Origin of the sequence: Novosphingobium sp. MMS21-SN21R (genome assembly GCF_031846015.1) — a bacterium.
Lineage (GTDB): Bacteria > Pseudomonadota > Alphaproteobacteria > Sphingomonadales > Sphingomonadaceae > Novosphingobium.
The window spans coordinates 3,120,600-3,134,038 of the sequence record NZ_JAVRDU010000001.1 but is presented as its reverse complement, the minus strand read 5'-3'; the positions used below and the strand labels follow the sequence as shown (position 1 = coordinate 3,134,038).

Here is a 13,439-nt window from a genome sequence, read left to right as displayed (position 1 = left end):
GCTGCGAGAATGCGCTCATAATCTTCCAGTTCAGCCAATTTCTTAAGTCTCTGGCGCCGGAACCAAAAGCCCATGGCCAACATCGGTAATGACCCCAGCGCCATCAATATCGTCAGAGCTGGGACTTCGTGCCAAGCGAGCAACTCCCTCGATGCTGCCCAAACAGTGTATATGGCAACGATCAGAACTCCCAACGCGGCAACGCCATAACCTGCCAACTCTGGCATGCGAGACGGAACTATCGGTCTGCGAAAAGTCATAAGTGAACTTTGACGCGATCTCTGTCTTGAAGCAACATCATGCCGCTTCCTGCAACCGCCGCACGATAGGCTGCGCATGCTGGCGTGCGCGCCAAAGATCGTAATTAGCCTGCATGGCTAGCCACGCGCGGGCCGTGCTTGTGCCTGCCTGTTCCAGTCGCAGCGCCAGATCGGGGCTGATCCCGGCCTTGCCGTTCAGTACGCGCGAGAGGGCGACGCGCGACATCGCAAGGCGGCTGGCCGCTTCGGTTACGGACAGATTCAGCGCCGCAATCACTTCATCACGGAGCAGTTCGCCGGGATGGGGAGGGTTGTGCATCATCGTCATGACCTCAATGGTAATCCTGATAATCGACTAGTTCGGCGTCGGTCCCGACAAATCGGAAGGTGATCCGCCAGTTGCCATTGACCCAGACCGACCAGTGCCCCTTCAGATCGCCCTTCAGCGGGTGCAGCTTGAAGGACGGTAGATTCATATCCTCCGGCGCTGCGGCAACCTCAAGCAGGCCAAGAATGTTCCGGATCTTCTTCACGTGGGAAGCCTGAATGCCCCGCGTTGTGCCGGTGTTGTAAAAGGCCTCAAGCCCTTTGTGCCGGAATCCGATAATCATGGCGTTATGTATCGTGTATCGTTGCGCGATACAAGGCAAGATGCCTCCGAAGCGAACAAAAGAAAACCCTCGGACCGGGGGCATTGGTCCGAGGGTTCCATTTGCGTTCGTCACGCTTGGCGAGGTGGCCTTCAGGAGACCGGGCAACAGGGGGGAAACCCGCCTCAACCGCCTCGTCCAAGCCTTTCTAGGCCCGGTTCGCTTGCCCCCCGATGAACGGCAGCGACAGGCTTGTCGCAGTTTGTCGCAAGGGGCGCACGGCGCGGCGGTGAAGCGAGGGTGGAGGGCGATGGGGTGAGTTCGGGGACGAATCGCGCTGACAGAATTGAAGCGGGCAGCCTCCCCGCGAAGGCGGGGACCTCGGGAAGTGGCGCGACGAGGCCTGAGGCCCCCGCCTTCGCGGGGGAGCCGAATTTTTGAGTGTTGCTGTGACGTTACCGCCCCGGCGCGGTGCGGCGCGGGTCGGTCCATTTGAACGTCTTGTCGTCGACCGCCACGCCATACTGGTGGCCGGTCAGGCGGATCGTCGTGCGCTTGTTCTGCGAATCGAGTGCGACCCACGAATCGAGCTGCAGCCCGCCTGGCGCGGCGGCGCTCCGCACGAAGATCATCGTGATCGTGCCGTATTCGGGATGCTTGGGATCGCGCACTTGCAGGCTGATCACGCCCGGATCGCCGGTGGGGAGCAGCTTGGCAAAGCGGGCGACGTCCTTGTTCGGATCGAGCAGCGCGCCGAGCGGGCTGTTGCTGATCGGCCAGCGCTGCACCTGCCGCACTTCGTAATCGATCATGGTCAGCGCCTTGCCATCACCCACGATCAGCAGGGGCACGCCCTTCTGGTACTGGAAGCGGATCTTGCCAGGGCGCTTGAGCGTAAGCACGCCCGAGGTGCTTTGGCCGGAACGGTCGGTCTGCACGAAGTTGGCGCGCAGCGTGCTGATGCCGCGAAGAGCGGTCACGGCGCGGGTGACGTCGGGGGAGGTAGCCTGGGCCTGCGCCGCGGTGGGCGCGGCGAGTAAGGCGGGCGTGGCCGCGCTCAGGACAAGCGAAAAGGCCGCCAAAGGACGGCCCATCTTGCGGATTGTGGTCAAAATCGTGTTCATCGCCGTTCCTTGCAGTGTCGGCGTTGAACTCGCCGTGAACCGCCCCAGTTCCCAAAAGGGTCGGCGGTTCCGGCGGTCAAGAGCAAACTGCTCTTACTTGATCTTGGCTTCCTTGAACTCGACATGCTTGCGCACGACGGGATCGTACTTGCGGAAGGTCATCTTCTCGGTCGTGTTGCGCGGGTTCTTCTTGGTCACGTAGAAGAAACCGGTGTCTGCGGTCGAGACCAGACGGATCTTGACGGTGGTCGGCTTTGCCATTGCTCTATCCTGAACTTTTCGCGCGAATCTGAAACGAATGTAGCGGCGCGTTTCCACGCCGCCATCACATAAGTTTGGGTATGTGGGGCGGGCGGTTGGGGTAGAATCACCGCGAAGTCAAGAGCGCTGTGCCAGTGCGCTGCATTTGCCGAAACGCGGATGCCGTGATAGTGGTTGCAGAAGAAACCATGTCCAGCGCCATCGCCTTGCCCTTCGACTATGGATGTCTGCCCGAAATGCCGGCAGGCGTCTATACCGCTCCTCTGCGCCGTCCTGAGCGGGTTGGCGAGGATTGGCTGGAACCGGCGCAGCACGTCTATAGCGCTGCCGAACACGCGATCTGGGACGCGCTTTACGCCCGTCAGATGGACGTACTGCCCGGCCGGGCGTGCAGTGCCTTCATGGCCGGGCTGGAGCGGCTGGATCTTGGGCAGGGCGGCGTGCCCGATTTCGCACGGCTTTCGTCGCGTCTTGATGCGCTGACCGGCTGGAGCGTGGTGCCGGTGCCGATGCTGATCCCCGATCACGTGTTCTTCTGGCACCTCGCCAATCGCCGCTTCCCTGCGGGCAACTTCATCCGCACGCGCGAGGCGTTCGACTATATCCAGGAGCCGGACGTCTTCCATGACGTGTTCGGCCACGTGCCGATGCTCACCGATCCGACGTATGCCGACTACATGCAGGAGTATGGCCGTGCCGGGTGGAAGGCGATGCGGCATAACCGGTTGAAGGCGTTGGGGGCGCTTTACTGGTACACGGTCGAATTCGGGCTGATGATCGAGGACGGCGCCTTGCGCGTTTACGGCGCGGGCATTCTTTCCGGTCCGCGCGAGGCGGTGTTCGCGCTGGAAGCCCAGTCGCCCAACCGGATCATGCTCAATGTCGACCGCGTGACCCGCACCGATTACGTGATCGACGATCTGCAGCCGACCTACTTCGTGATCGAAAGCTTCGCCGATCTCTATCACCAGACCGTCGAGCGCGATTTCGACCGGCTTTACCGGACGCTGGGGCCGGGGTTCACGTACGCCAATACTGCCGTGATCGATGTCGATGACGTTCTGCATCGCGGCACGCTGGAATATCACATGCGCGGTGGGCGCGGATCGGGCGCTGCCGCCGTCTGAGCCACGAAAAACCCGGCAATGCGCGAAGCATGCCGGGTTCGTCGGTCTGGAATGTCTTACGCGAGGCGATCAGCCCGGCGTCTTGTCCATCTTGTCGGCATTGTCTTCCATGGCGTCAGCCTTGGCTTCGCCTGCGTCGCGCACGGCTTCAGCCTTGTTTTCCATGGCATCTTCCGAAGCGCCGCCCATCTTGTCGGCGGTATCTTCCATCGCGTCGGCAGTCGCTTCGCTCGACGCGCGAACGGCGCCAGCCTGATCTTCGGCTGCATTTTCCTTGGCGCTGTCGCACGCGGAAAGGCCGAGACCCATTGCAACGACCGAAGCCATCATTGCGCTCTTGATAATAGCCTTCATGGCATTCTCCTTCTGGTTTGCTGTCTGGTCAAGGTGAAGGCGGTCCTTGCGGGCCGCCCTCGGTTTACGATTGGTGGAAAGGCAGATCGGTTTAGCGGACCGAACCACGACGAACGAGGTTCACGATCGCGAGGAGGATCAGTGCGCCAAGGAACGACACGATCAGGGTGCCGGCCGAGATGCCGTTGGTGATGCTGCCGCCGCCGATCAGCGGAGCGAGCAGGAAACCGCCCAGAAGCGCGCCGACGATGCCGACCACGATGTTCAGGAAGATGCCCTGCTGGCCATCGGTGCGCATGACGATGCTGGCGAGCCAGCCGAGAATGCCGCCGACGACGAGAAGAATGATAAGGCCCATAATTCGTACCCCTTGAAGTGCTGTCTGTCCGGTCAATCCCGAACGCGGCACTTGGTTCCGCGAATGCGGTGGGGCGATTTTCAGGTCTTTTTAATCTAGCGGAGGGTCAGCCAGGCAATTGCGAGTGCGCCAGCCACGATACGGTACCACGCAAACGGCTTGAAACCTGAGCGGCTGACATAGGCCACGAACAGCCGGATCACGGCGAGCGCCACGACAAAGGATACGCCAAAGCCTATCGCGATTTCGGTCCAGCCCACGCCAAGCGTGCCGCTCATCACCGCCTCGCGGTTATCGAGCAATTCCAGCGTGGTAGCGCCCAGCATGGTGGGGATGGCGAGGAAGAAGCTGAACTCGGCGGCGGTGCGTCGCTCGATGCCCATGGCCAGCGCGCCCATGATCGTCGCGCCTGATCGGCTCACGCCGGGAACCATCGCCAAACACTGCGCAAGGCCGACGCCGATCGCCTGTCGCAACGGCAATTGGCCGATGCCGGTCAGTTCGCCGGTCTTGGCGTGCTTTTCGATCACGAGGATGGCGACGCCGCCCACGATCAGCGCCCAGCACACCACCATCGGGCTGCCGAGCAGCACGTCGATATAGTCCTTGAGCAGCAGGCCAAGGATCGCCGAGGGAATGAAAGCCGCAAGCAGGTTGCGCAGGAAGCGCAGCGACGTCGGCTGCAGTTTGAGCAGACCCATGCCCACCGCCCAGAACGTCCGCCAGTATTGCACGACCACCGCGAGGATCGCGCCAAGCTGAATCACCACGTTGAACATGGCCCACTGGTGCGCGTCGTAGCCGAACAACTCGGTCGCCAGAATCAGGTGTCCAGTCGATGACACGGGCAGGAATTCGGTCAGACCCTCGACGATGCCGAGCAGGATGGCAGTGACGATCGTATCCATGTGGGGCCTTTATCGAGGTGGTCGTGCCGGTTTGACGCAGTGCAGCATCAAGTCAAGATGGAAGCGCAAGCGTCAGGCCGTCATGCCCTCGAACTGCAGCCGCGCCAGCTTTGCGTAAAGCCCGCCTGCCGCCGAAAGGCTGGTGTGCGTGCCTTGCTCGACGATCCGGCCACCGTCCATTACCACGATCCGGTCCGCTGCGCGGATCGTGGCGAGGCGGTGAGCAATGACCAGCGTCGTGCGCTCCTTCATCAGCCGGTCGAGCGCTTCCTGGACCAGACGTTCGCTTTCGGCGTCAAGCGCGCTGGTTGCTTCGTCGAGGAGCAGGATCGGGGCCTTGCGCAGGACTGCGCGGGCAATCGCGATACGCTGGCGCTGGCCGCCCGAAAGGCGCGCGCCGTCTTCGCCGAGGAAAGTGTCGAGGCCCTGCGGCAGTTCGCGCAGGAACGTCTCGGCATTGGCAGTGCGCGCCGCTTCCCAGATGTCGTCATCACTGGCGGCCCAGTTGCCATAGCGCAGGTTGTCGCGCGCAGAGGCTGCGAACAGCGTTGCGTCCTGCGGCACCAGAGCGCTGCGGGCGCGAATCTCGGCGGGATCGGCGCTGGTGAGCGGCACGCCGTCGATGCGAATCGTGCCTGCGTGCGGATCGTAGAAGCGCTGGGCGAGCAGGAACAGGGTGGACTTGCCCGCGCCCGATGGCCCGACAATGGCGACCGTCTCGCCCGGCTCCACCGTCAGCGTGAAATCATCGAGCGCGAGGACTTCGGGCCGCGAGGGGTAGCGGAAACCGACGTTCTGGAAGGCGATCTGGCCACGCGGCGGCACCGGCAGGGCGGTGGGGCGGGCGGGTGGCGCAATATCAGGCTCTTCGCGCAGCAGTTCATTGAGGCGTCCGGCAGCGCCTGCGCCGCGCAGAAGGTCGCCATAGACTTCGGACAAGGCCCCGGCAGCACCCGCGACAAGGCCCGCCGTGATGACGATGGCGAAGATCGTGCCGCCGCTGATCTTGCCCTCCGCCACGCCGACCGCGCCTTCCCAGACGAGCATGGTGATGCCGCCGAAGACCAGCAGGATGACGATCGAGGTCATCACCGCGCGGAGCGATATGCGGCGCAGCGCGGTCTGGAACGTCGCCTCGACCTTTTCGCCAAAGCGGGCGAGTTCGCGCTGTTCCTGCCCGAAGGCCTGCACGATCTTCATCGCGCCGAGCACTTCGGACACGATCACGCCGATCCCGGCAACGCGGTCCTGGCTCGACCGCGACACGTTGCGCACGCGCCGCCCGAAGAACACGATCGGACCGACGACCAGAGGAATGCCGATCATCAGGATCGCGGTCAGCTTGGGCGCGAGGTAGAACAGGTAGGCAAGTCCGCCGATTGCAGTGATCACGTTGCGCAGCGCCACCGACACGGTCGTGCCCACGACCTGTTCGATCACCGCCGTATCGGATGTCATTCGAGACGAGATTTCCTTGGGGCTGTTGCTCTCGAAGAACGAGGGAGGCAGCCGCAGGAGATTTTCTTGCACGCGCAGGCGGATATCCGCCACCACGCGCTCGCCCAACCAGGAAACGAAATAGAACCGGCAGGCGGTGCCGATCGCCAGGACCAGAACTACGAGCAGCAGCAACTGAAACCATTGGCCCAGCGCGTCCACATCGGCTCCGGCGGCAAAGCCCTTGTCGATGATCAGGCGGAATCCCGCCGGAATGGCGAGCGTGGCCGCTGATGTGACCAGCAGCGCCAAGGAGGCGGCGGCGACCCGTCCGGGATACTTCGCAGCCTCGCGCCAGATCATGCGCAAGGGGCCGAGCGTGCGGGCGCGGGCGGGTTCGGCGGGCTTGGTTTCCTCGTCCATGCGGCTCCGCCTAGCCTATGGCAGGGTCCGCCGGAAGGGGGCGTGTGGCATTCGGACCAATTGTTGCATTGCACAAGCAGCCGAATCGCTGCAATCTGTGCCCAACGAGTCCCCGTCGGTGGTTTTGCCAACTGGCGCGGACCACAACAAAAAAGGTGTTCGCAGTGCTCTACAAGGCTTATGAAATTCAGCGCTCGCTGATGAATGCGGGCAGTGCATGGTCATCCATGATGGCGGACATGCTCAACGATCCCCGCAACCCCTGGGCCGGTATCGGTCCCAGCCAGATGCTCGCTTCCGCGCTGGACGTGTTCGCACATGCGTCCGCTCCGCGCGGCAAGCCCGCGTTCGGGCTGAAGGTCATCCATGTCGATGGCGCTGCGCACGCGGTCAAGGAAACCACGGTCATCACCCGCCCGTTCGGCGATCTCAAGATGTTCACGCACGACGGCCTGCCCAAGGATGCGCCGCGCCTGCTGCTCGTCGCGCCGATGAGCGGGCACTACGCCACGCTGCTGCGCGGCACGGTGGAGCGCATGCTCGAACGCTGCGTCGTCTACATCACCGACTGGGCCGATGCGAAGTATGTGCCGATGACCGAAGGCATCTTCGATCTCGACGACTACATCGATTACCTCACCGGCTTCCTCGAACATATCGGCCCCGGAGCCCATATGATGGCGGTGTGCCAGCCGTCGGTCCCGGCATTGGCCGCCACGGCGATCATGGGCGCCAACAAGCACCCCTGCCGCCCGCTGACGCTGACCATGATGGGCGGCCCGATCGACACGCGCGAAAGCCCCACTGCGGTCAACGATCACGCGATCACCAAACCGCACGTGTGGTTCAAGCACAACGTGATCACCACTGTGCCCGCCAACTATCCGGGCGAAGGCCGCCGCGTCTATCCGGGCTTCGTCCAGCTCGCCAGTTTCATGTCGATGAATCTCGGCAGCCACATGATGAGCCATTACAAGTTGTACCAGCACATGATGCAGGGCGCCGATGAAAGCGCGGACGCGACCAAGACATTCTACGAGGAATACCGCGCGGTCTGCGATCTCCCCGCCGAATTCTACCTGCAGACCGTCGACGTCGTTTTCCAGCGCCACGCCCTGCCCAAGGGTGAATTGATCCATCGCGGCCAGGCGGTGGATCTGGGCGCAATCACCGACACCGCCATCCTGTGCATCGAGGGCGAACGCGACGATATCTCCGGCATCGGTCAGACCAAGGCCGCGCTCAAGGTCACCCCGAACCTTGCCGAAGACATGAAGCAGTACTTTCTGGCCCCCGAAGTCGGCCACTACGGCATCTTCAACGGCTCGCGCTGGCGCGGTTCCATCGCCCCGGTGGTGGAACAGTGGATCGGCAAGTTCGAAAAGAAAGCCAAGGGCCGGAAGCTGACTGCCGTGGCCTGAGCCCTATTTACACCTGACATGATCGAGGCCGGCCGGACGATGGTTCGACCGGCCTTCTTCTTGCCGGAATGGCCGGGTTCATTGGCGTTCCGGCGTCAAACCCTGCCTGACCCTAGACAAAGAACTGCGTGATCCATTCGCTCATCAGAGCCGGCTTTGCCTCGCCTTCGATTTCGACGGTGATTTCCATCGTCTGCTGCCACTGGCCGGGGCGCTTTTCTTCCATTTCAAGTAGCTTGAACTGGCCTCGAACGCGCTTGCCGACGCGAACAGGGGCGAGGAAGCGGGTGCGGTTGCCGCCATAGTTGACCGCCATCTTGATCCCCAACGGGCGTGGGCAATCGCTTTGCTCGGTCAGCAACGGGATCAGCGAAAGGGTCAGGAATCCGTGCGCGATCGTGCCGCCGAACGGGGTCAGCTTTGCCTTTTCCGGATCGATATGGATGAACTGGAAGTCGCCGGTGGCCTCGGCAAACCGGTCGACCCGCTCCTGCGTGATATCGATCCAGTCAGAGGTGCCAACCACCGTGCCGACCATTTCTGCGATCTCGGCCGGGGGAATGATCTTGGTCATGCGTGCGCTCTCTGAAATGCCTGTTCGAGCGCTACATGGCGGCAAGTGTGCGAGCGCGCAAGCGGGCTTGAACAGACGGTTAAGCTGTCATGCCGGCAAGGCGACGGGGCTGCTCTTGCGGAACGGCTCGGCCTTGGCGGCCCGCACGCGCTTGATATAGGCCCAGAGCCCGCATTGCAGGCCGACCAGCATGTAGACAAAGGGCTGGAAGGCAATGCCGACGAACGTGGACCCGACCATATAGATGACCTGCGCCTGTTGCAGTGCCTCGGCGAGAGGCCCGACCCAGCGGAATTCCTCGCTTGTCTCCTTGCGGAAACGGCGGCGCAGCAGCTCCATCTGCCATATGCCCAGAAGATGCAGCGACAGCCACAGCGCCAGCCCCGGGTAGCCCTGTTCGCCCAGCATCTCGAAATAGCTGGAATGGTAGGCGCGGCCTTCCTCGACAATCGGCTGGTATTCGAGAGCAGCGTTGTTGTCGCCCGCATAGTCGGCCTTGACCGTGTCGTATTCGAGGCGGTTCTGGCGATAAGCCTCAAACCCGCCGCCGAACGGATGGGTCTTGGCAAACTCGATCGTCCACTTCCACACTGCGATGCGCGTACCGGCAGATTGGTCGGACTGGTGATTTTTGATCGTGCCCATCCGGTCCGTGAACTCCTTGGGCAGGAGCGGGACCGCGATCAGCGCGCCGATGGCCATGACCGAAACGATCAGCAACCGACGCTTGGCCGTGCGCAGGATCATCGCGGCGAGCACGACCACGCAGACAAGGCCGGTTCGCGCGCCGGTACCGATCGGCATGAGCACGCAGGCAAAACATAGCGCCAGCGCAAAGACCTTAACGCGCCAGTCTGGCGGGAAGATCGTGCCGAAACGCATCAGCCACAGCGCCAGAGGAATTGCCGCGATGGCCACGGCGGAAATGATCGAGCCTTCGTAAAGCCCGGTGTTGTCGTTGACCAGCAGCCGCAGTTCGCCATAGCCGCCGCCGCCGACCGCCGTCTTGATCCCGCCGCCGATCACGATCACCCCGATCGATAGGACCAGGATCATGGTGATCGCCTCGATGCGCAGGCGCGTGCGCAGCGTCAGTGGCAGGAACAGTGCGAACAGCAGCGCTTTCCACACCCACGCCCACTTCTCCAGCGCTTCCACCGGAAAGTCGGCGGTCTGGGTCGAAAGACCGCAATAGACCAGCAGCGCCAGCAGGATGAACTGGCGCAGAGAAAAGCGGATACCGTTCTTGTCCTCGGCGACGAACCACGAAATGAATGCGCAGAGGAACGCGATCAGCGACACCGGAATGTGGCTGAGAATCCCCCAGCTGACTTTCTGCGGTGCCACGATATCGATGTAGGTGTAGGCGAGCACGAAGATGAACGGCTTGCGGAAGCCCACGCCGATGAAAGCCAGCACGAAGCTCAGCAGGAACAGATCAAGCATCGGGTTTTTCCCCGCCTGGCTCGCGCGGCTGGCGGAACGGCGTCTTGCGGCTCGGCAGTGAGGGGTCGTCGTCCAGATCGTCCCGGTGCAGCAGGCGCCAGATGGCGATGGCCATCAGGATGTGCGGCAGAAAAAGGGTGAACTTGTCGATCATGGCAGATCAGACCGCTAGACCATCGAGGTTGACGCGGCGTTAAGCTTCCCGTGGCAGGGAAAGGCGATGACCCGCGTGCTTCATGTTCTCGACCATTCGCTGCCGCTGCAGAGCGGTTACACCTTCCGCACCCGCGCCATTCTCAAGGCGCAGGAGGCGATGGGGCTGGAGGTGCGCGGGCTGACCGGGCAGCGTCATGCCGCTCCGGCTTCGCCCAGCGAGCCGGAAGAGGTGGATGGCCTGACCTTTCACCGCACGCCCGGCACTGCCCAAGGCTTGCCGCTGGTGCGTGAATGGTACGAGGTGACCGCGCTGGCGGACCGCATAGTTGACGTTGCGGCTGATTGGCGGCCAGATCTGATCCACGCCCATTCGCCGGCGCTGTGCGGGCTGGCCGCGGTAAAGGCGGGCAAGCGGCTCGGCATTCCGGTGGTCTACGAAATCCGTGCATTCTGGGAGGACGCCGCCGTCGGCAACGGCACCGGGCGCGAGGGCAGTGCGAAATACTGGCTGACCCGCGTGCTCGAGAACGAGGTCGTCGGCAACGCAGACAGGGTCGTGACGATCTGCGAAGGTTTGCGCGCCGACCTGATCGGGCGAGGCTACCCGCCTGAAAAGCTTTCGATCATGCCCAATGGCGTCGATCTCGACCTGTTCGGCGATCCCCTGCCGCGCGACGCAGACCTGGCGCAGGAGCTGGGGCTGGGCGAAGGCCCGGTCATTGGCTTTCTTGGCAGCTTCTATCCATATGAGGGGCTGGACGACCTCATCGCCGCCATGCCGTCCATCGTGGCGCGCGTGCCGGGCGCACGCCTGCTGATGGTTGGCGGCGGCCCTGCCGACGAGGCGTTGCGGGCGCAGGCAGCGGCTTCCTCTGCTGCTCATGCGATCCACTTCGTCGGCCGCGTGCCCCATACGCAGGTGGAGCGCTACTATTCGCTGGTCGATGTCGTCTGCTATCCGCGCAAGGCCATGCGCCTGACCGACCTCGTCACGCCGCTCAAGCCGCTGGAGGCCATGGCGCAGGGCAAGCTGGTGGCGGCGTCCGATGTGGGCGGCCACCGCGAACTGGTCCATGATGGTGTCAACGGCACGCTTTTCCCCGCCGATAGCCCTGCCGGACTGGCCGATGCGATGGTGCAAATGCTTGAAACATCAGCTGAATGGCCCGACCGCCGCGAACGGGCGCGGGCATGGGTAGGGGAGCACCACGACTGGGCTTCCAACGTTCGGCGTTATGAACTCGTTTACCAAGCCCTGTTACCCCATCGCAAAGTGTCGGTACGCGCGGCCTGAACGCCGCGGGCCATCACAAAGGTAAAGAGACAGGACGCCCGCCAGTGACCGCGACAAAGCGCAAGCCCAAGCCCATCACCGCCAATCCCATGTTCCCGCTTGTGACCGCGCTGTGGTTCGGTACGTTCCTGGGCCTTGGCAGTTTTGCCGTGGCGCCTGCCTTGCTCGAAGGCCCTGTGGTTGCCTTGGGCATTGCCTCGGTCATTCCGGCTGCGGCACCGCCGCTTGGCTTCACCGCACGCATCCTGCTGGCCCTGCTGATGCTGGTTGGTGGCGCTGTTGCCGGGTTCCTGATCGGTCGGTGGCTCGGGCGCGAGAAGATCGCGGCACCTGTCCGCACCCGCGCGTTCGGCAAGGGCGCTGCTGAGCCGGCGTTTGAAGTGCGCCGCCCGATCAATGCCGTGCAGGATCTCGGCGATCCGCTCGATACACCAGTGGCGGATGACGTCCCGTTGCGCCGCCGCGCCCTGTCGTTGAACCATGAGCCGCAGCTTGCCATGCCCTCCGAATCCGCGCCCCTGCCGGGCGCCCTTCCCTGGGAACCTGCCGAGCTTGACGGTGGCGAGGCCGCGCCAGAGCAGCTTGTCATGCCTCATGCCGAGGCGGCACCCGATCCCCTTGCGCTCGCAACCTTCTTAGAAGAAGCGCACGCAATCGGCGCCGCGCCCTTCGCCGACTTTGCCGGGCACGATGAGCAGCAGGAAATAGCAGCTACCTTGCCAGAGCAGGTGCAGCACGTCGTGCCAGTCGCCGCTGAACCGCACGTTGTGGCCGTGCGCAACAGCGCTCCCCCACCGTTGCTTCAGGCGCACGCCGCTACAGCAACGCCGATCGAGGCGGCGCCGCTGGAAAATCTCGGTCTGGTGCAACTGATCGAGCGGCTCGCACTGGCCATCTCGCGCCGCGCCGCGCCGGCCAATGCGCCGAGCGCTCCGGTGGCCGCGTTTGTCGCAGTTTCCGAAGGCGCGCCTGAACCTGCGGACGAACCTGCCGAATACGTCGTTGTCGCGCCGCCGCCTGCGCCTGCGATTGCCCGCTTTGAAGCGGCTGGTCCGGGTCAGCAGGCTGCCACCGCGCCGATGGAACCCGAACGTGTGGTCCAGTTGCGCCCCGCTCCATGGCAGCCTGTCGCGGCAGTGTTGTCCGAGGCAGAAGACGACGGCGAGTTTGACGACGAAGCCGAAACGCAAGGTCTGGACCGCTTCCTGAGGCTTTCACCGGCAAAGGTGCCAGGCGCCGAATCTGACGCAGCCGATGTGGTCCCTGAACCCGAAGTTGCCGAGGACCGCTATCCCTCGCTGCTCGACATGGGACCAGTCGCCGCCCGCCGTGAGCCGCTGCATATCGACGACGGTCTTGCCACCGACGAGGACGAAGCGACCGAAATCGAACCTGTGGTCGTATTTCCCGGCCAACAATCACCGATCAATTCGGGCTCTGCCCGCCCGTTCGAGCGTCCCTCGATTGCGCCGCTTGCAGGCTCGCCTCTGGCCGCTCCGGGTCGGGCAGCACCTTCGGCGGCAATGCCGGATATCGAGGCAACCGATTTCATCGGCACGCCTGCTGCCAGTGTCGATGCAGAAGAAGCCGACCGTGCCTTGCGGGCAGCGCTCGCCACGCTTCAGAGAATGACCGCACAGGGCTGATTTTCGGCCGTCAGACTGGCGGATTTCAGCCCTTTCTGCCGTATCGCAACCGTATTTTCG

Annotated in this window: 15 protein-coding genes; 4 read left to right on the top strand and 11 right to left on the bottom strand. The window is 63.4% G+C overall.

Annotated features, from left to right (window positions below):
* Positions 1–297: 297 nt before the first annotated feature.
* The 4 genes from RM192_RS15220 to rpmG form a co-directional block, all read right to left on the bottom strand.
* On the bottom strand, positions 298–588 hold the full coding sequence (locus RM192_RS15220; protein WP_311508404.1) for a HigA family addiction module antitoxin: 291 nt from the start codon (positions 586–588) through the stop codon (positions 298–300).
* A 4-nt stretch (positions 589–592) separates the two neighbouring features.
* Positions 593–871 (bottom strand): type II toxin-antitoxin system RelE/ParE family toxin, encoded by a 279-nt coding sequence (locus RM192_RS15215; protein ID WP_311508403.1) that lies wholly within the window; start codon positions 869–871, stop codon positions 593–595.
* 434 nt (positions 872–1,305) lie between these two features.
* Positions 1,306–1,944: a LolA family protein gene (locus RM192_RS15210; protein ID WP_409233835.1), complete on the bottom strand. Its 639-nt coding sequence runs from the start codon at positions 1,942–1,944 to the stop codon at positions 1,306–1,308.
* Positions 1,945–2,067: 123 nt separating this feature from the next.
* Positions 2,068–2,235 carry a 50S ribosomal protein L33 gene (gene rpmG, locus RM192_RS15205; protein ID WP_011446825.1) on the bottom strand — a complete coding sequence of 56 codons (168 nt, stop codon included), beginning with the start codon at positions 2,233–2,235 and terminating at the stop codon, positions 2,068–2,070.
* Between the two features lie 236 nt (positions 2,236–2,471).
* Between rpmG and phhA the strand changes: the two genes are divergently transcribed.
* Positions 2,472–3,362: a phenylalanine 4-monooxygenase gene (phhA, locus tag RM192_RS15200; RefSeq protein ID WP_311508645.1), complete on the top strand. Its 891-nt coding sequence runs from the start codon at positions 2,472–2,474 to the stop codon at positions 3,360–3,362.
* A gap of 69 nt (positions 3,363–3,431) precedes the next feature.
* Here the strand turns inward: phhA and RM192_RS15195 are convergent, their stop codons facing one another.
* The 4 genes from RM192_RS15195 to RM192_RS15180 all read right to left on the bottom strand — a co-directional run bounded on the left by RM192_RS15195 (position 3,432) and on the right by RM192_RS15180 (position 6,842).
* The gene (locus RM192_RS15195; RefSeq protein ID WP_311508400.1) at positions 3,432–3,716 is read right to left on the bottom strand and encodes a hypothetical protein; all 285 of its coding nucleotides are present in this window, start codon (positions 3,714–3,716) and stop codon (positions 3,432–3,434) included.
* 91 nt (positions 3,717–3,807) lie between these two features.
* Positions 3,808–4,074 carry a GlsB/YeaQ/YmgE family stress response membrane protein gene (locus RM192_RS15190; RefSeq protein WP_311508399.1) on the bottom strand — a complete coding sequence of 89 codons (267 nt, stop codon included), beginning with the start codon at positions 4,072–4,074 and terminating at the stop codon, positions 3,808–3,810.
* Positions 4,075–4,169: 95 nt separating this feature from the next.
* Positions 4,170–4,982: an undecaprenyl-diphosphate phosphatase gene (locus RM192_RS15185; protein WP_311508397.1), complete on the bottom strand. Its 813-nt coding sequence runs from the start codon at positions 4,980–4,982 to the stop codon at positions 4,170–4,172.
* Positions 4,983–5,054: 72 nt separating this feature from the next.
* Positions 5,055–6,842 (bottom strand): ABC transporter transmembrane domain-containing protein, encoded by a 1,788-nt coding sequence (locus tag RM192_RS15180; protein ID WP_311508396.1) that lies wholly within the window; start codon positions 6,840–6,842, stop codon positions 5,055–5,057.
* A 164-nt stretch (positions 6,843–7,006) separates the two neighbouring features.
* On the opposite strand from RM192_RS15180, the gene RM192_RS15175 reads away from it, so the two are divergent.
* Entirely contained in the window at positions 7,007–8,263 is a 1,257-nt protein-coding gene (locus RM192_RS15175) for a polyhydroxyalkanoate depolymerase (RefSeq protein WP_311508644.1), read from the top strand.
* Between the two features lie 112 nt (positions 8,264–8,375).
* Here the strand turns inward: RM192_RS15175 and RM192_RS15170 are convergent, their stop codons facing one another.
* From RM192_RS15170 to RM192_RS15160, 3 genes are all read right to left on the bottom strand, one after another.
* Positions 8,376–8,837: a MaoC family dehydratase gene (locus RM192_RS15170; protein WP_311508395.1), complete on the bottom strand. Its 462-nt coding sequence runs from the start codon at positions 8,835–8,837 to the stop codon at positions 8,376–8,378.
* Positions 8,838–8,924: 87 nt separating this feature from the next.
* Positions 8,925–10,283, bottom strand: coding sequence for a putative O-glycosylation ligase, exosortase A system-associated (locus RM192_RS15165; RefSeq protein WP_311508394.1), 1,359 nt, complete (start codon positions 10,281–10,283; stop codon positions 8,925–8,927).
* The gene (locus RM192_RS15160; RefSeq protein WP_311508393.1) at positions 10,276–10,437 is read right to left on the bottom strand and encodes a hypothetical protein; all 162 of its coding nucleotides are present in this window, start codon (positions 10,435–10,437) and stop codon (positions 10,276–10,278) included. Before RM192_RS15160 ends, RM192_RS15165 begins: the two co-directional genes overlap by 8 nt.
* A 66-nt stretch (positions 10,438–10,503) precedes the next feature.
* Between RM192_RS15160 and RM192_RS15155 the strand changes: the two genes are divergently transcribed.
* Together RM192_RS15155 and RM192_RS15150 are read left to right on the top strand one after the other, a co-directional pair.
* On the top strand, positions 10,504–11,733 hold the full coding sequence (locus RM192_RS15155) for a TIGR04063 family PEP-CTERM/XrtA system glycosyltransferase (protein WP_311508392.1): 1,230 nt from the start codon (positions 10,504–10,506) through the stop codon (positions 11,731–11,733).
* 44 nt (positions 11,734–11,777) lie between these two features.
* Positions 11,778–13,379 (top strand): hypothetical protein, encoded by a 1,602-nt coding sequence (locus RM192_RS15150; RefSeq protein WP_311508391.1) that lies wholly within the window; start codon positions 11,778–11,780, stop codon positions 13,377–13,379.
* Positions 13,380–13,439 lie beyond the last annotated feature (60 nt).